The organism is Natronococcus amylolyticus DSM 10524, from assembly GCF_000337675.1.
Taxonomy (GTDB): Archaea; Halobacteriota; Halobacteria; order Halobacteriales; family Natrialbaceae; genus Natronococcus; species Natronococcus amylolyticus.
Map to the genome: position 1 here is coordinate 41,329 of NZ_AOIB01000018.1, position 17,655 is coordinate 58,983.

Below are 17,655 nucleotides of genomic sequence, written 5' to 3' on the forward strand. Positions count from 1 at the left end.
CAGTCGTGGCCCGTCCAACCCTGATCGTCTACTGTGGCTTGCCGGGCGTGGGCAAATCCGTCGCTTCGGCGTACACGGCCGACCGGCTCGAGGCCGAGCGCTACCGAAGCGATCGGGTTCGGAAGCGACTTTTCCCCGATCCCGACTACACCTCGGCCGAAACCGACGCGACCTACGCCGAGTTGCTCTCGCTCGCGCAGTCGACTCTCGAGTCCGGGACCGACGTCGTCCTCGACGCGACGTTCCAGTCGAAACCGTACCGCGATCGAGCCGCCGAGATCGCCGGCGCGGTCGGCGCCGATTGCACGTTCGTCTACGTCGACTGCGACGTCGACGTCGTCGAGGAGCGCATCGAGAGCCGAACCGACTGCGTCAGCGACGCCCACTTCGAACAGCACCTGCAGCTGCGCGAGACGTTCGACTCCCTCGAGTGCGAGCACGTGACGATCGACAACTCCGGCTCGCTCGAGCAGACCCGCGAGCAGATCGACCGCGCGCTGCTCGCGCCGGTCGCCACGCAGTAACACTGGGATCGGTTCGCAGCCGACGTCCAGACCACCGCGGCTAAGAGCCCGGTCCGCCGAGTGTCGGCCATGACGACGACGATCAAGGACAGCGTCCACGACTACATCGAACTCCGCCCGACGGCGGAGGCGCTGCTCGACACCGAACCGATGCAGCGACTCCGCTACGTCCGGCAGCTGAGCACCGTCCAGCTCGTCTACCCCGCCGCGAACCACACCCGCTTCGAGCACAGCCTCGGCGTCTACCACCTCGCCTCGCGGGCCGTCGACCAGCTCGAGCTCGAGGACGCCCTCGCCGATCGACTCAGGGCCGCCGCACTGGTCCACGACGTGGGTCACGGCCCCTTCGGCCACCAAACCGAGGCCGCCATCGAGCGCCACCTCGGGCGCCACCACGACGAGATCGGGTGGTTGCTCGCCGAGACCGAACTCGGAACGGTCCTCGAGGAGCGAGGAATCGACCCCGACGCCGTCGCGGCGACCGTCGACGGCCGCGGCCCGCTAGGCGAACTCGTCTCCGGCGCGCTCGACGTCGATCGGATGGACTACCTCGTTCGCGACGCCCACCACACGGGCGTCCCCTACGGAACGATCGACCACGCGCGGCTGATCCGGGCGTTCCGACGCGTCGACGGCGAGCTGGTGATCGCCGACGGCAACGTCGCCAGCGCCGAGAGCGCGCTGATCGCCCGGACACTGATGAACGCGACCGTCTACCGCCACCACGTCTCCCGGATCGCCGGCGCGATGCTCGACCGGGCCAGCGAGCGCGTTCTCGCTGACGGCGTCCTCGAGCCCGAACGCTTCGCGCGACTGACCGACGAGGAGCTGCTGGCGGCGCTCGCCGACCACGAGCCGACGGCCGACGCCGCGAGCCGCCTGCGCAACCGTCGGCTCTACAAGCGCGCGGCCTGGGTTCGACGCGAGGGCGTTCCCGAGCGATTCGTCGGCCTCGAGTACGATCGTACCCGAGAACTCGAGCGCGAGATCGCGAGCGTCGCCGACGTCGCCCCGTCAGCCGTGATCCTCGACAGCCCCGGGATGCCCTCCTCGCCGGAATCGCGGGCGCGGGTGCTCGTCGACGGCGAACCCCGTAGTCTCGGCGACCGCTCACCGCTGGTCGCCGGCCTGGACGCCTGCGCACGCGAGATCTGGCGCCTCGGGGTCTACGCTCCACCGGATCGTCTCGACGCGGTTCGCGAGGCGGCTGCCGACGTCCTCGAGCTCGAGGGTGACCCCGAACCGTAGCCATCGTTCGCCCTCTCAGTTGCCCGAGCCCGCCGATCCGTCCTCTTCGAGCCGCCGTTCGTACTTCTCGAGGGCTTCCTCGAGTGCGTCGTCGGCGTCGATCTCGAGGTCGTCGGCGAGTGCAAGCAGCGCAAACAGCGCGTCGCCGATCTCGTCGGAGCTGATCTTGAGCTCGTCCGGCTCGGCGCCGTAGGCGGTCGACTCGTTGGCGTCCTTGGCGAGTTCGCCGATCTCCGAGACGAGGTCGAGCAGCCTGAACTCCGGCGGCATCTCGAGGTCGTGGTCGTCGACGAACGCCGCGACTCGTCGCTGTTGGTCCTCCATGGGGTCGGAGACGAAAGCCAGCTCAAAAACGTACGACGTTTCGGAACCGACGGGGACCGTCGCTACAGATACCCCAGCAGCGGCATCGCGAGCCCGACCACCCAGCCCAGCAGGCCGACGCCGAAGAGTACGACGCCCTCGGTGTCGTTGCGGGCGGTTCCCGCGGCGAGCAGCCCGAGGGTGACGATCAGCCCGAGTCGGTGGAGCAGCAACTCGAGCGGCAGCGCCGTCACCCCGACTGCGGCGAAATCCAGCAGGAACCCCAGCCCGAGCCCGACGACGGTAAACGTAAACGCCGACTGGGGCGCAAGCGGCCGCCCGAGCCAGTTCACGACACGCTGTAGCCGCAGCAGCCGGCCCGCCCGCTCGAGCGACTGTGTGAGCACGATCGCCGTCACCGGTAACCCGACCGCCAGGATCGGGTAGAGTGCGACGACGAACGCCTGCGGCGTGATCCACGGCACCGCCGCTTCGACGGCGATTCCCGCACTTCGAACGCCGACGACCAGTCCCGCCAGCGCCCCGATGAGGACGAACCCGCGGACGTTCAGGTACGCCCACTCGAGCAGCCGGCGGGCACCCCGCAGGGCTCCTTTAGCCTTCCCGCCGCCGGCCAGCCCGAGGACGCCGAGCACGCTCCCGATCACGACGGGGCCGACGGCCGCCAGCTCGACGACCGAGAGCCAGCCGTCGTTCCACCCGCCGTGCGTGCCGTGGTACTCCCGTCGCACCTCCTCGACGAACGGCTCGTCGAGGAACTCCCCCTCGAGCGTGTTCTGGGACTGCTGGATGTCGGTCACCGTGTGTCGAAGCCGGAAGAAGTCGAAGTGTTCCTGGTGGACCTGGATAGCCGTCCAGTCGTCGTATTCGGTCGTGTACGCCCGGATGTGGTGTCGACTGCCGAGGTACGTCCCCGAGTGGAGCTGGTAGCTCTCGTCGAGCCAGACACCCTCCCCACCGTGGGGTTCGGTGTCGACGTAGGTGTACCGCGTCGAGCCGTGGGCGTCGTCCCACTGGATCGCGTCCTCCTCGTCCTCGTAGGCCTCGGCTTCGTCCTCCTCGTCGGGGTCGAGCTCCTCCCACTCGAGTTCGTCCTGGGCGACCAGCGCCCGCTGGACGCGCTCGTCGTCGCCGTGGACGATCACGTTGAGCGCGAGGGTCCGCTCGTCGGTCGACCGATCTCGGCTCGTGTAGGGCCAGACGTGGCTGCCGTTCTCGTCGGGCTGGATCAGCCGGTCCTGCTCGAGCGTCTCGGGCTCTCCCGGCTCGGTCGTCGGATCGACCACGCCGCCGGCGACCAGGTAGCTGCCGACGAGGACGAACAGACCGATCAGCAGAAGGGAGCGCCTGTTCATCGATCTCCCGATGGGACCCTCGTCGGTCGCCCGCAGCGCCGCGAACGGCACCGCCTTCGGCAGGCTTCCCGCCCGTTCGATCCGGCGAGTGTTCGTCCGTCCGGTTCGCACTGAACTCCTCGTCTCCCCCGTCGTCGCATCTGCCCTGTGCCTCGAGTCGAGAACTGAAGTAACTACTGCAGGCTCGAGGGCGAGACCGGACCCCGAGGCCTGAACTGGCGCCCGTTTCGCGGTGATCGCGTCGCCGCAGTAACGGACCGCTGCCGGCGAAATACGTTTCCCCGACGGCACGAACCTCTCGCACATGGTCGACGTTACCGCGGAGATCCTGCTGTTCGACGGGTTCGACGAACTTGACGCCATCGGGCCCTACGAGGTCCTCGCAAACGGTGCCGAGGCCGGCGCCTCCCTCGAGGTTCGGCTCGTTACGCTCGAGGACGCGGACCTCGTCACGGCGAGCCACGAGCTTCGTGTGGAACCCGACGGCACGCTCGGCGAGCCGGACCTGCTGGTCGTCCCCGGGGGCGGGTGGACGAGCGACGACGGCGGGGTGCGAACCGTCGTCGACGACGGTTCGGTTCCGGACGCCGTCGACGAGCGCTTCGCAGGGGGTGCGACGGTCGCGTCGGTCTGTACCGGCGCGATGATCCTCGCCGAGGCGGGGCTACTCGAGGGTCGTCCCGCGACGACCCACCACGACGCGCTTGCGGACCTCGAGGAGTCGGCCGCGAACGTGGTCGAGGAACGGGTCGTCGACGACGGCGACGTGCTCACGGCCGGCGGCGTCACGGCCGGGATCGATCTGGCGCTGTGGCTGCTCGAGCGCGAGTTCGGCGCCGAGGTCGCCGAGGCGGTCGAGACGGAGATGGAACACGAACGTCGGGGCGAGGTCTTCGGCTAGGCGTCGTTGGGAGGACGACTTTCACCCCGTCTCGAGGTTCGACCGAGTGAACCAACTCGTTACGTAGCGATTGCGAATGGAACACTGCGGAAAGTGCTAAGCATCCCGAGCGAAGCGAGCGGTTCACCGCCGGAGCGGGGTGAAACCCTGCGACGGCGGCCTTTTGGCATCATCAGAACCGCTTCACGGTTCTGATTAGCAGTCAGAACGCGTTGCGTTCTGACGACATCAACGGGTTTTGCCGGGGGTTGAGGTTGGCGTCTACGACGCCAACCGATGCCCCCGGTAAAAGAGGTTGCTGTACATATCGCATTCGTCTTCTGAGTGACTTGCCGACGGAACCACCCGGCGGCGCACGTACGACGGCCAAACGGCTATACGTCCGTCCCCGGTAGCCCGACGTACATGAGTGCAGTTCTGTTCGATATGGACGGCGTGCTCGTCAACTCCGAGGACTACTGGGTCGAGTTCCAGCGCGAGGAGATCCTCCCCGCGGCCGTCCCCGACGAGGACGTCGACGTCGCCGAGGTCAGCGGGATGAACTACGCCGAGATCTACGACTACCTCGAGGAGGAGTACGGCACCTCGATCTCCCGCGAGGAGTACCTCCAGAAGTTCAGGGAGGCGGCCGAGGAGCTGTACACCGAGCGCGTCGACTTACTCGAGGGGACCCACGACCTGCTCGCCGAACTCGACGATCGGGGCGTGCCGACAGCCGTCGTCTCCTCCTCGCCACACGACTGGATCGGGATGGTCCTCGAGCGCTTCGAGCTCGAGGGGGAGTTCGACGAGGTGATCAGCGCCGAGGAGATCGACGGCGACAGCAAGCCCGAACCGGACGTCTTCGAGTACGCCGCAGAGGAGGTCGGCGTCCCCGCCGACGAGTGCGTCGTCGTCGAGGACTCCGAGAACGGTATCGAGGCGGCCGACCGCGCGGGCACGATCGTCGTCGCCTACCGGATCGACGCCCACGGCGACATCGACTACTCGCCGGCCGATCGGACCGCTGACACGCCGGCCGAGGTTCGGGAGGCGGTCCTCGAGCTCGTCGAGGAGACGTAGCTGCCGTCCTCCGGCTGGGTGCCGATCGCGTTTGTAGAAATCGGATGATCGATGATTATCCTGCCTGATTTTATAGGTGCTCGCTCGAAAGGTGCGGTATGGACGATATCGACCTCGACGAACTCGCTGCATCGTTGACCCTTCGCGAGGAGAACCAGGCGATCAAGAGCTACCAGAACACGGTCGCGGTCTCCTGTCCGGCCTGTGACCTCCAGTTCGACGACCTCGTCGTCTGCAAGGAGAACCCGACGAGTCTCAACCTCTCACAGCAGCTCGACCTCTGTGTCGGCTCGGCCGACGGCCAAGCGGTCATCTTCACGCACAAGAAGTAGTCGGTCAGACGACGTCCACCGTTCGCTGTTCCTCGAGCGGGACGAGGGGCTCCTCGGGGAAGGCGACGCTAACGCGGAACTCGAGCGTGTCGGCGTCGGCGCCGAAGACGCCGACCGGAACCGTCTCCGTATCGCGCAGGTAGGTGCTCGCACTAGTCATCTCGACGCCATTTACCGTGACTCGAATCCCCGCCCGCGCTGGCTCGCCGACGTTTCGGACGGTGACTTCACAGACGTCGTTCTCCCCGGCTCCGATCGCTTCCGGAAACGCGCCCCACTCGAGTTCGACGGCGGGCAGCGACTGGGCGCCCTCGTAGACGCCTTCGGCGACGCCCTCCGAAAGTCCAGCTTCGACGAGTCCGGTGACCCCGGCACCGACGACGTCGCCCGGCGTCGACAACCCTTCTTTCGAGAGCTTGCTCGCTCGTCCGGGGCCGACGCCGTCGATCGCGGTGAGTCCCACGGCGTCCTCGGCGACGCCGTTTTCGACTCGAGCCTCGACTCGTCTCGCGAGGTTCGCGGCGTGTGGGTCGGCCAGCCGGTCGAGGAAGGCGCCCAGTGCGGAGAGCAGGCGGGTCGCGTTCTGCCTGATGACCCAGGCGTCGCTTCTGAGCTCCGGCGGAACCGAGCCGCTGGCAGCCCCGCGCAAGATTGCGAGCACCTTCCGCTGGCCCGCCTCGAGGTCGCCCGTCTCCTGGCCGACGAGCACGGCGCTGATCGCGTCGCGCTCGTCCTGGCGGGCCGACACCGAGTCGAACTCCGCGGCGCTCGCGACGGCCTCGAGCAGGTCGTCGGGTCCGAGGGCGTCGCTCTCGTTCGCCTGATCGCAGAGCGCCGCGAAGGTGGCTGCGGTCTCGAGACGAAGGTAGTACTTCGAGGCGAGCACCCCTCGAGGGGTCGCCTCGATCGAGAGGTCACCGGACTCGCCCATCGCGACGAACCCCCGGTCGACGAGCCCCTCGAGGCAGTCCCGGACGCGCTGGCGAAGGTTCGGGAAGTCGTACTCTTCGGGTTTGGACTGGCCGCGGACGTAGTAAAAGGTCGTCTCGAGCCAGTCCATCACGTCCTCGAGGTCGGTGATCGTTCCCATCGCGATCTCGGCGTTGAGGTGGGTCTCGAGGGTCTCGGCGAGGCGGGACTCGATCTCCTTCCCGTCCCGGAGCAGTCGGCGGTACTTGTCGGCCTCCGCCGTATCGCAGACGACCCAGCCGTAGCCGACGTCGTCGTAGCCGGGCCGGCCGGCCCGCCCGAGCATCTGGAGGACGTCGAGGGGACTCATGTCGACCTCGCCTTCGAGGGGGTCGTGGAGCTTCGTGTCCCTGATCACGACACAACGGGCGGGGAGGTTGACGCCCCAGGCGAGCGTCGAGGTCGAGAACAGCAGTTCGACGTGGCCCGCCTTGAACCACTCCTCGACGAGGTCGCGGTCGTTCTTCGAGAGCCCGGCGTGGTGGAAGGCGACGCCGTCGAGCACGGAGTTACGCAGGGTGTCGTTCTCGAGCTCCTGGGCCTCGGTGTGGAAGTCGTAGTCGCCCCGGGCGCCCATCGGAATATCGCGTTCGGCGATCTCGTCCCTGGCCTTCTCGGCCGCCCGGACGGTGTCCTGCCGGGAGGAGACGAAGACGAGCGACTGGCCGTCCTCACGGAGATGGGGTTCGGCGAGATCCAGCGCTCGGTAGAGCCGGCGGTACTTGTCGGCGAAGGCGTTGTCGCCGTGGGTGTAGGTCCTGACGCCGGCGTTGAGTTCGACGGGACGGTACTCCTCGCCGAACTCGAAGGTCGCCTCCTCGGGCGCGTCGAGCCAGGCGGCAACGTCGTCGACGTTGGGCATCGTCGCCGAGAGGGCGACGATCCGTGGCTCGCAGAGCCGCCGTAGGCGGGAGATCGTCACCTCGAGTACCGACCCTCGGCGGTCGGCGTCGAGCAGGTGGACCTCGTCGATGACGCAGACGTCGATGTCGGTGACGAAGTCGTACCGACGGGAGTCGTGTTTTCGGGTCGCCGAGTCGAGCTTCTCGGGGGTCATCACGAGGATGTCGGCGTGGCGCGCGCGCCGCGGGTTCAGGTCGCGCTCGCCGGTGACGACGTACACCGAGTAGTCGAGGGCCTCGAAGCGATCCCAGTCGTCTTCCTTCTCGTTGGTCAGGGCCCGCATCGGCGCGATAAACAGCGCGGTGCCGCCGTCGGCCAGCGTCTTGCAGATCGCCAGTTCGGCGAGCGCGGTCTTGCCGGAGGCCGTCGGCGCGCTCGCGACCACGTTTGCCTCGGACTCGAGCAGCGCGGGCAGGGCCTCGCGTTGCATCCGGTTGAACTCCGCGAAGGCGAAGGCGTCGGCGAACTCGGGTAGAACCTCGGCGACCTCCATCAGACGGAGACGGGGAGCGACGGGCAAAAGGCGTTTCCTTCGGCGTCTCTCGAGTTCGGCGGTGATCGGCGACTACGGCGTTCGCGATCGGCTGCCGGCGGCGGCCTCGTCGGCCCGATCCGAAACCGTGCCGTGGTGCGCTCGGTCGTGGCGTCCGATCGGATACGCGACGAACGACGGACGAATCCCAGGTACGTCACTAAAGCAGCAGTCCGTCTCAGTCCGCCGCCTCGGAGCTCGCGGTTTCGACGGCGCGGGCGTTCATACCCGTCTCGGTCTCGTACCAGTAGTACGCGCCAAGTCCCAGCGCGGCGACGATGTTCGAGATCGTGACGCCCCAGAAGATGCCGACGACGCCCAGCCCGAGCAGGTAGGCGCCGGCGAGCGCGACGGGCAGCCGGACGATCCAGTACTGAAACAGCGTCGCGACCAGACTCGTTCGCGTCCGCCGGGCGCCGTTGAACCCGGCCTGGAGGAGGTAGGTGGCGCCGATCGCCCAGTAGCCGTACGCCAGGATCCGCAGGTACTCCGCGGCGAGTTCGACCTCCGCCGGGCTCGCGTCGGGAACGAACAGCATCGACAGCGTCTCCGGGATCGCCCACTGGGCGGCGCCGACCGCGGTGAGCCCGACGCTCGCGATGACGACTCCGACCCACGTCGTCCGCCGGGCTCGCTCGGGGCGTTCGGCGCCGAGGTTCTGCCCGACCATGCTCTGTGCGGCCTGTTGCAGTCCGATCGCGGGAACGAACGCGATCGCCGCGACCCGGGCGCCGATCGTGTACGCCGCCAGCCCCGCCGCGCCGCCGACGATCGCAACGAGCCAGATCATCCCGACGCGGGCCGACTGGCTCGAGAGGTACTGGCCCGCAGTCGGCCACCCGATGTCGACGATCTCACGACAGTCCTCGAGCGTGAGATCGGCGTCCGCCCGCGAGAGGGCGAACCCGTCGCGACCGCGGATCGCCATGCCGAGTCCGAACGTGAAGCCGACGCCGTACCCGATCACCGTCGCCAGCGCGGCGCCCGGAACGCCGAGTTCGGGGAACAGCCACCAGCCGAAGATCAGGAACGGGTCGAGGACGAGGTTCGTCGCGACCGCGACGACGTTGATGTAGAGGGCCGCGCGGGTGTCGCCCCAGCCGACGAAACTCGCCTCGACGGTGTCGCTTGCGCTCATCAGGGGAATCGCGAACGCGAACGTCGCGAGGTAGGCAGCGGCGTACTGGGTGACGACCGTGCCGGCCCCGAAGAGGCCGACGATCCATCCTGCGAGGACCCAAACTGCGATACCGACGAGCAGCCCGGCGACGAATCCGACGACGGTTCCGTTGACCGCGGCACGTCGCCCCTTTCCGAGTTCGTCCGCGCCGACGCGCTGTGAGACGAGAACCTGGGTGCCGACGCTGGTGCCGACCGCGACCGCGGCCAGCAGACCGATTATCGGAAACGTCAGACCGACAGCGGCGACCGCCTCGAGGCTGTGGCGGCCCAGCCAGAGGGTGTCGACGAGCTGCTGGAGGACCTGGACGAGGTTCTGGACGAGCAACGGCGCGGCGAGGACCGCGAGCACCCGCGGTATCGAGCCCGTCGTAATCTCCTCGCGGTCGAGGTCGAGCATCCTGATCATATAGATGCCGACATGCACGATAAATATTTTTATCGGATACTATGTGAGATAAGGTTGGGGGACCACAACCGTTTTTCACGCTGGCCCGCCAGATCGAGGTATGAGCAGCGTCCGCAAGCCCGACTGGCTCAAGATGCGTCCGCCATCGGGTCAGGAGTTTACCGACATTCGCAAGCGCCTCCGCGAGCGGAACCTTCACACCGTCTGTGAGGAGGCCAACTGTCCGAACCTCGGCGAATGCTGGTCCGGCGGCGCCGGTACCGGCGACGGCGCGGGCGGGACGGCCACGTTCATGCTGATGGGCGATCGCTGCTCTCGAGCCTGCAACTTCTGTGACGTCCAGACTGGGGGGATGGAGCCGCTCGATCCCGACGAGCCCGCGAACGTCGCCGAGGCTATCGCCGAGATCGGCCTCGACTACGTCGTGCTCACGAGCGTCGACCGGGACGACCTCCCCGATCAGGGCGCCGGCCACTTCGCCGAGACGATCCGCGAGATCAAGGCCCGCCACCCCGGCATTCTCGTCGAGGTGCTGATTCCGGACTTCCAGGGCGAGGACCACCTCGTCCGGAAGATCATCGACGCGGAACCCGACGTCATCGCCCACAACGTCGAGACCGTCGAGCGACTCCAGTTTCCCGTCCGGGACCGTCGAGCGGGGTACGAACAGAGTCTGGGCGTGCTCGAGCAGGTCGAGCGTGAGTCCGACGTCTACACGAAGACGTCGATCATGCTCGGCCACGGCGAGTACGACCACGAGGTGTACCGGACCCTGGCGGACCTCCGCGAACGGGGCGTCGACATCGTCACCCTCGGCCAGTACCTCCGGCCCTCCCGGGACCATCTCGAGGTCCGTCGGTACGACCACCCCGACAAGTACGAGACCTGGCGGCGAGTCGCCGAGGAGGAACTCGACTTCCTCTACTGCGCCAGCGGCCCGATGGTCCGCTCGTCGTACAAGGCCGGCGAGCTGTTCGTCGACGCAGTCCTCCGCGAGGGGAAGACCGTTGCCCAGGCTCGCCAGGACGCCCGCGAGGAGTCGGGATCGGCGACGGCTGCCGAGTAGTTCGTTCACGACTCGTCCTCGTCCCCGGAGACCGACCGATCGTCCACTATCCGGATTATTTTTCGATATACACTCTACATCCCCCTCCTTTCGGCGTCCTGACACGGACGATCGGTCGATTCGAGACGGCTTCCCCGACCACTCTCGCCGTGTCGAGCAAGAATCTCACCGATAGTAAACTATTTACGAAAATCCTTTAACGCGAGCGATAATTCGTTAGGGTATGCACAGGTGGGTACACCCGTGAGTACGATACAGCGAGACCCGCAGGACCGCGTACAGGTGCTCGACGACGCCGGACGCGTTCTCGAGGGCGCCGAGGTGCCTGACCTCCCCGAGGAGGAGTTCGTCCAGATCTACGAGCAGATGCGCCTCGTCCGCCACTTCGACGAGCGGGCCGTGAGCCTGCAGCGCCAGGGTCGGATGGGAACGTATCCACCCCTGTCCGGCCAGGAGGGCTCCCAGATCGGCAGCGCCCACGCGTTGGCCGACGAGGACTGGCTGTTCCCGAGCTACCGCGAGCACGGCTCGGCGCTCGTTCGAGGCATGTCGCTCAAGCGAACCCTGCTGTACTGGATGGGCCACGAACTGGGCAATCAGATCCCGGACGACGCCAACATCTTCACCGTGGCCGTCCCGATCGCAACCCAGATCCCGCACGCGACGGGTGCAGCGTGGGCCTCGAAGCTCAAGGACGAGGAGAAGGCGTTCCTCTGTTACTTCGGCGACGGCGCGACGAGCGAGGGTGACTTCCATGAGGGGCTGAACTTCGCCGGCGTCTTCGACACGCCGAACGTCTTCTTCTGTAACAACAACCAGTGGGCGATCTCCGTCCCCCGAGAGCGCCAGACCGCGAGCGAGACGCTCGCCCAGAAAGCCACCGCCTACGGCTTCGAGGGCGTTCAGGTCGACGGGATGGACCCGCTGGCGGTGTACAAGGTAACTCGTGACGCCGTCGAGAAGGCGAAGAACCCGGATGCAGTCGAGGACGACTCGCCCGGTAGCGCGACCAGACCGACGCTCATCGAGGCAGTCCAGTACCGCTTCGGTGCCCACACGACGGCCGACGATCCGTCGGTCTACCGCGACGACGACGAAGTCGAGCGCTGGAAACAGAAGGATCCCATCCCGCGCATGGAGACGTTCCTGCGGAACAACGGCATGCTCGACGACGAGCGCGTCGACGCTATCGAGTCCCGGGTCACCGAGGACGTCGCCGAGGCGATCGATGCTGCCGAGGCGGTCGAACGGCCTGACCCCGAGGAGATCTTCGCCCACGTCTACGAGGGAATGCCAAAGCGACTACAGGAACAGCTCGAGTGGTTCGAATCGATCCGAGAGCGACACGGCGACGACGCGCTTCTGGAGGGCTAATATGGCTGCAGAATCGGAAAATCTCACGCTGGTACAGGCGGTACGCGACGGGTTGCAAAGCGAGATGGAACGCGACGACGACGTCGTCGTCATGGGCGAGGACGTCGGCAAGAACGGCGGCGTCTTCCGCGCCACGGAGGGGCTGTACGACGAGTTCGGCGAGAACCGCGTCATCGACACGCCGCTTGCGGAGTCGGGTATCGTCGGCACGGCGGTCGGCATGGCCGCCTACGGGATGCGTCCCGTCCCCGAGATGCAGTTCCTCGGCTTCATCTACCCGGCGTTCGACCAGATTGTCTCTCACGCCGCGCGCCTGCGGACGCGCTCCCGCGGGCGGTACACCTGCCCGATGGTCATCCGCGCCCCCTACGGCGGCGGGATCCGGGCACCCGAACACCACTCCGAGTCCTCGGAGGCGATGTTCGTCCACCAGCCCGGTCTGAAGGTCGTCATCCCCTCGACGCCCTACGACACGAAGGGATTGCTGGCGAGTGCGATCCGCTCACCCGATCCGGTGCTCTTCCTCGAGCCGAAACTCATCTACCGGGCGTTCCGCGAGGAGGTTCCGAACGAATCCTACGAGGTGCCGATCGGCGAGGCAGCCGTCCGCCGCGAGGGGTCCGATATCTCCGTGTTCACGTGGGGCGCGATGAGCCGACCGACCCTCGAGGCCGCCGAGAACCTCGCCGGCGAGATCGACGTCGAAGTCGTCGACCTGCGGACGCTGTCGCCGCTGGACGAGGAGACGATCGTCGAGTCGTTCAAGAAGACCGGCCGCGCGGCGGTCGTCCACGAGGCGCCCAAGACGGGCGGGCTGGGCGCGGAGATCGCCGCGACGATCCAGGAGGAAGCCCTGCTCTACCAGGAGGCACCCGTCAGTCGTATCACCGGGTTCGACACGCCGTTCCCACTGTACGCGCTCGAGGACTACTACCTGCCCGAGCCGGAACGCATCGAGGACGGCATTCGAGACACAATGGGGTTCTAACATGGTACGCGAGTTCAAACTACCCGACGTCGGCGAGGGAGTCGCCGAGGGCGAACTGGTCAGCTGGCTGGTCGCGGAGGGTGACACTGTCAGCGAGGACCAGCCGGTCGCGGAGGTCGAGACCGACAAGGCGCTCGTCGAAGTCCCCTCCCCGGTCAACGGTACCGTCAGAGAACTTCACTGGGAGGAAGGCGAGATGGTCCCCGTCGGCGATCTGTTCGTCACGTACGACGTCGAGGGCGAGGAAAGCGAGGGGCCGAGCACGGAAGAGCCGACCGCGTCGGAAGACGAACGGGCGGGCGAACCGCCGGGCGTCGACTCGCCCGAGGAGGCCCAGGCGAGCGCGGACGACGAACCCGCCGGCGACGCCGGTGCGACGGGTGCCGAAACCGGCGAGGTCGAACCGCCCGAGGACCGGGTCTTCGCGCCGCCGCGCGTCCGACGGCTGGCCCGCGAGGAGGGGATCGACCTCTCGACGCTCGAGGGCAGCGGTCCCGGCGGTCGGATCACCGCAGCCGACGTGGAAGCCGCCGCGGGCGGATCGGACACGTCCTCGGAGTCGGCGGAAACCGAGACGACGCCCGAGGAATCCGCGTCCGACGCGGGGGCGGACTCGAGTTCCGGCACGGCCGACACCGCCGCGTCCGACACCGAAACGGCCGGAGCGCAGACGACACAGACGACCACACCGACACAGGTCGAGTCCGCCGACCGCGATCGGACTCTGGCCGCGCCCGCGACTCGAAAGCTCGCCGAGGAGGAGGGTGTCGACATCGACGCCGTTCCGACCGACGAGGAACGCGACGGCGAACCGTACGTCACCCCCGAGGCCGTCCGGGAGTATGCCGAAGCCCAGCAGCGGGCACAGGAGGCAGACGCCGAGGCCGTTTCTGCGGGTGAGCCGGTCGGCGCGAAGGGAACCGAGTTCGCCGAGGGCGAACGCGAACGTCGGGAGCCGTTCAAGGGCGTCCGGAAGACGATCGCCGACGCGATGGTCGAGTCGAAGTACTCGGCGCCCCACGTCACTCACCACGACGAGGTCGACGTCACCGAACTCGTCGAGGCTCGAGAACGTCTCAAACCCCGGGCCGAGGAACAGGGGATCGGCCTCACGTACATGCCGTTCATCATGAAGGCCGTCACCGCGGCGCTGAAGGAGTACCCCGAAATGAACGCGGTGATCGACGAGGACAACGAGGAGATCGTCTATCGGGACTACTACAACGTCGGCATCGCCACGGCGACCGACGTCGGTCTAATGGTCCCCGTCCTCGAGGACGCCGACCGAAAGGGACTCCTGCAGCTATCCTCGGAGATGAACGAACTCGTCACGAAGGCCCGGGAGCGCTCGATCAGCCCCGGCGAGCTCCGGGGGTCGACGTTTACGATCACGAACGTCGGCGGTATCGGCGGGGAGTACGCGACGCCGATCCTGAACTACCCCGAGTCAGGGATCCTCGCCGTCGGCGAGATCAAGCGCAAACCCCGCGTCGTCACCGACGAAAACGGCGAGGAGTCGATCGAACCGCGCTCGGTGATGACGCTGTCGCTGTCGTTCGACCACCGACTGATCGACGGCGCCGTCGGCGCACAGTTTACGAACGAACTGATGGAGTACCTCGAGAATCCGGAACTGCTACTGCTCGAATGATGAACCTTACTACGCTACCACGAGAGAGGTCCACGTAATGGTCGTCGGAGACGTCACCACCGGAACGGACGTACTGGTAATCGGCGCGGGCCCCGCGGGCTACGTGGCCGCGATCCGGGCCGGACAGCTCGATCTGGACGTAACGCTCGTCGAAAAGGACGCCTACGGGGGGACCTGTTTGAACGACGGCTGCATCCCCTCGAAGGCGCTGATCACCGCCACCGACGTCGCCCACGAGGCGGGCAACGCCGAGGAGATGGGGATCCACGCCGACCCCGCAGTCGACCTCGCCGGCATGATGGGCTGGAAGGATGACGTCGTCGATCAGCTTACCGGCGGCGTCGAGAAGCTCTGCAAGGCAAACGGCGTCAACCTACTTGAGGGGACCGCCACCCTCTCGGACGAGAACACCGTCCGGGTCTCTCACAGCGGTGAGGGACAGGGCTCCGAGACCCTCGAGTTCGAACACGCCATCGTCGCCACGGGCTCGCGCCCGATCGAGATCCCCGGCTTCGAGTACGACGACGAGCCGGTGATCGACTCGACCCAGGCCCTCGCCCTCGAGTCGGTACCGGACTCGATGGTGATCGTCGGCGCCGGCTACATCGGGATGGAGCTCGCCGGCGTCTACGCGAAGCTCGGCACCGACGTGACGGTCATCGAAATGCTCGACAGCATCCTGCCGGGCTACGACGACGATCTCAAACGCCCCGTCAAACAGCGCGCAAACGACCTTGGGATCGAGTTTCACTTCGGCTACGCGGCCTCGGAGTGGGAACAGCAGGGCGACGGAATCCGCGTCGTGGCCGAGGCACCTGACGAGGCGGCCGCCGACGGTGGTCAGACTGAGGCCGTCGAGGACGACCCCCTCGAGCTCGACGCCGAGAAGGTCCTCGTCGCCGTCGGCCGCGAGCCGGTGTCGGACACGCTCGAGCTCGAAAACGCCGGCGTCGAGACCGACGACCGCGGGTTCATCCAGACCGACTCGCAAGCGCGCTCGAACGTCGAGCACATCTTCGCCGTCGGCGACGTCGCCGGCGAGCCGATGCTCGCTCACAAGGGTAGCATGGAGGGCCAGGTCGCCGCCGAGGTGATCGCCGGCGAGCCGTCGGCGATCGACTACCAGGCCATGCCCGCGGCGGTGTTTACCGAACCCGAGATCGGTACCGTCGGAATGTCCGAGTCCGAGGCCGAGGAGGCCGGTTTCGAGACTGTCGTCGGGAAGTTCCCGTTCCGTGCCAGCGGCCGAGCACTGACGACCGGTGAGTCCGACGGGTTCGTCAAGATCGTCGCCGACGACGACCAGGGCTACGTGCTGGGCGCCCAGATCGTCGGTCCCGAAGCATCCGAGCTGATCGCGGAACTCGGGCTCGCGATCGAACTCGGTGCGACGCTCGAGGACGTCGCCTCGACGGTCCACACCCACCCGACGCTTTCGGAGGCAGTGATGGAGGCTGCCGAGAACGCGCTCGGTCACGCGATTCACACACTGAATCGGTAACCGAATCGACGACTATTTTCGGAGTTCGAACTCGAGCGGTTCGACCCACAGCACCGCCCGACGTTCGCCGGTCGAGAGTGCAGTACACCGCGTCAACGGAGCGTGCTGATCGGGCGAGAACGGCCGATCCCACCACTACTGAACGTACAGCGAATAGGCGATTACCGAAAAGCCTGCCAGAACGAGCAGGCTTTCGAGAAGCACCCCAGTTACGAGCGAGACGCCGAGCAGTTCGTGAAGCACGCCCGCTAGAACGAACCCGAGGGTGACGATACCGAATCCTCCCGCGAGATAGCCAAGCGCCGGCTGGCGGGTTCGGCGGTAGGCCTTGAACGCGAAGTACGTGATCACGCCGCCAACGACGAGAACGAGGGTCTTGACGATTGCCAATACGAGCGCAGTTTCTATTCCAGTCATGTCTCCTTTCGCACCTCAGACCACAGTTCGGCGAGCCGTTCGTCAGCTGTCCGAGCCGGACGCTCGATCTGTACCGACAGCGACCGATCGTCCTCGAGCACGAGCGTAATTTCGTCGAACGCGACCGAGTACTTGCTCGCGTGGTGGCCGTCACGACGAATTTCGGTCGACTCCTCGAGCAGCGTCGAGTCGGTCAGTAGCTCCAGCTTTCGGTACAGCGTCGACTGTGGGATCTCACACCGAGCGTTGAGCTCCGACGCTGTCATCGGCTCCTCGAGTTTCCGGATGATCTCCCGACAGTCGGGGTCGTCGAGCGCAGAACAGATCACTTCCGGTGACGGCGGAGGTTCCGAAGTGATCGGATCCTGGACCATTCGTCTCCCTCTTGTGACGCGCGAGGTTTATCGGCATCGATGCGGATTGCCGTTTCCGCCTGCAAATGTCGTACGGCTTCGCCCTCTCGAAGCCTTCTTGCCCGTTCGTGCTCGAGGAGTGAACACGCGGGTATCATTCGGTCCGACCGTACCTTCAAGGGAGGAATGAACGGCCGACCTCCGCCCGCGTGATATCAGTTTCACTTCTAGTGCGAGTATCTTTGACTGAATTGTCAACTGTATTCCTAGACGAGCAAAAACCATGGTACGGTACCGTATTCCGAACTGTATCTGCTTCGACAGCCATATATACCAACCCACCACTCGATACTACTGTGATCGACGTGGCAGATCTGCCACGTCCCTCCGGCCGTTCTCCGGCACGGAGGAAACCGTTCCACCAGACCCGTCTCGTCATCGACCGTTCGATCGGTCGAGTTTCCGGATGCGAGTTCCGGACGGGCCGATCCGACGGCCTTAAGTACATACGGGAACTCGGATGGAACGCAATCGAGAACCCGACGGCGCCGCTCGGCGGCCCGTCGG

General features: G+C 66.6%; 17 protein-coding genes. 11 read left to right on the forward strand and 6 right to left on the reverse strand.

The genetic code is table 11. The features are described 5' to 3' along the window. Window positions 1-5: 5 nt before the first annotated feature. The gene (locus C491_RS08270) at window positions 6-524 is read left to right on the forward strand and encodes an AAA family ATPase (RefSeq protein WP_005555178.1); all 519 of its coding nucleotides are present in this window, start codon (window positions 6-8) and stop codon (window positions 522-524) included. Window positions 525-593: 69 nt separating this feature from the next. Then, window positions 594-1,772: an HD domain-containing protein gene (locus C491_RS08275; RefSeq protein ID WP_005555179.1), complete on the forward strand. Its 1,179-nt coding sequence runs from the start codon at window positions 594-596 to the stop codon at window positions 1,770-1,772. Between the two features lie 15 nt (window positions 1,773-1,787). Here C491_RS08275 and C491_RS08280 read toward each other — a convergent pair whose 3' ends face one another. Next, complete coding sequence (locus tag C491_RS08280; RefSeq protein ID WP_005555180.1) at window positions 1,788-2,096, reverse strand: MazG nucleotide pyrophosphohydrolase domain-containing protein; 309 nt, start codon at window positions 2,094-2,096, stop codon at window positions 1,788-1,790. A gap of 62 nt (window positions 2,097-2,158) precedes the next feature. Next, window positions 2,159-3,451 (reverse strand): hypothetical protein, encoded by a 1,293-nt coding sequence (locus tag C491_RS08285; RefSeq protein WP_049891630.1) that lies wholly within the window; start codon window positions 3,449-3,451, stop codon window positions 2,159-2,161. Between the two features lie 304 nt (window positions 3,452-3,755). Here C491_RS08285 and C491_RS08290 point away from each other — a divergent pair, with 304 nt between their 5' ends. The 3 genes from C491_RS08290 to C491_RS08300 all read left to right on the forward strand — a co-directional run bounded on the left by C491_RS08290 (window position 3,756) and on the right by C491_RS08300 (window position 5,746). Continuing rightward, entirely contained in the window at window positions 3,756-4,352 is a 597-nt protein-coding gene (locus tag C491_RS08290) for a DJ-1/PfpI family protein (RefSeq protein ID WP_005555182.1), read from the forward strand. 405 nt (window positions 4,353-4,757) lie between these two features. Further along, window positions 4,758-5,414 (forward strand): HAD family hydrolase, encoded by a 657-nt coding sequence (locus tag C491_RS08295; protein WP_049891621.1) that lies wholly within the window; start codon window positions 4,758-4,760, stop codon window positions 5,412-5,414. 98 nt (window positions 5,415-5,512) lie between these two features. Then, the gene (locus C491_RS08300; RefSeq protein WP_005555184.1) at window positions 5,513-5,746 is read left to right on the forward strand and encodes a DUF7385 family protein; all 234 of its coding nucleotides are present in this window, start codon (window positions 5,513-5,515) and stop codon (window positions 5,744-5,746) included. Between the two features lie 4 nt (window positions 5,747-5,750). Here C491_RS08300 and C491_RS08305 read toward each other — a convergent pair whose 3' ends face one another. Together C491_RS08305 and C491_RS08310 are read right to left on the reverse strand one after the other, a co-directional pair. Then, window positions 5,751-8,111 carry a DEAD/DEAH box helicase gene (locus tag C491_RS08305; protein WP_005555186.1) on the reverse strand — a complete coding sequence of 787 codons (2,361 nt, stop codon included), beginning with the start codon at window positions 8,109-8,111 and terminating at the stop codon, window positions 5,751-5,753. Between the two features lie 217 nt (window positions 8,112-8,328). Beyond that, window positions 8,329-9,729 (reverse strand): MATE family efflux transporter, encoded by a 1,401-nt coding sequence (locus C491_RS08310; RefSeq protein WP_049891631.1) that lies wholly within the window; start codon window positions 9,727-9,729, stop codon window positions 8,329-8,331. Between the two features lie 109 nt (window positions 9,730-9,838). Here C491_RS08310 and lipA point away from each other — a divergent pair, with 109 nt between their 5' ends. The 5 genes from lipA (at window position 9,839) to lpdA (ending at window position 16,318) form a co-directional block, all read left to right on the forward strand. Then, window positions 9,839-10,804 (forward strand): lipoyl synthase, encoded by a 966-nt coding sequence (lipA, locus tag C491_RS08315; protein WP_005555190.1) that lies wholly within the window; start codon window positions 9,839-9,841, stop codon window positions 10,802-10,804. 243 nt (window positions 10,805-11,047) lie between these two features. Then, a complete protein-coding gene (gene pdhA / locus C491_RS08320) occupies window positions 11,048-12,178 on the forward strand; it encodes a pyruvate dehydrogenase (acetyl-transferring) E1 component subunit alpha (protein ID WP_005555191.1) in 1,131 nt (376 codons plus the stop codon). A 1-nt stretch (window position 12,179) separates the two neighbouring features. Then, entirely contained in the window at window positions 12,180-13,166 is a 987-nt protein-coding gene (locus C491_RS08325; RefSeq protein WP_049891622.1) for an alpha-ketoacid dehydrogenase subunit beta, read from the forward strand. Between the two features lies 1 nt (window position 13,167). Next, window positions 13,168-14,817, forward strand: a complete 1,650-nt coding sequence (locus C491_RS08330; protein ID WP_005555193.1) for a dihydrolipoamide acetyltransferase family protein — start codon at window positions 13,168-13,170, stop codon at window positions 14,815-14,817. 37 nt (window positions 14,818-14,854) lie between these two features. Further along, a complete protein-coding gene (gene lpdA, locus C491_RS08335; RefSeq protein ID WP_005555196.1) occupies window positions 14,855-16,318 on the forward strand; it encodes a dihydrolipoyl dehydrogenase in 1,464 nt (487 codons plus the stop codon). A gap of 135 nt (window positions 16,319-16,453) precedes the next feature. Here lpdA and C491_RS08340 read toward each other — a convergent pair whose 3' ends face one another. Together C491_RS08340 and C491_RS08345 are read right to left on the reverse strand one after the other, a co-directional pair. Further along, window positions 16,454-16,735 (reverse strand): DUF7521 family protein, encoded by a 282-nt coding sequence (locus C491_RS08340; protein ID WP_049891624.1) that lies wholly within the window; start codon window positions 16,733-16,735, stop codon window positions 16,454-16,456. After that, window positions 16,732-17,109, reverse strand: a complete 378-nt coding sequence (locus C491_RS08345) for a winged helix-turn-helix domain-containing protein (protein WP_005555199.1) — start codon at window positions 17,107-17,109, stop codon at window positions 16,732-16,734. Before C491_RS08345 ends, C491_RS08340 begins: the two co-directional genes overlap by 4 nt. A gap of 335 nt (window positions 17,110-17,444) precedes the next feature. On the opposite strand from C491_RS08345, the gene C491_RS23555 reads away from it, so the two are divergent. Continuing rightward, on the forward strand, window positions 17,445-17,655 hold a 211-nt coding region (locus tag C491_RS23555), incomplete at its 3' end, for a hypothetical protein (protein WP_206537568.1).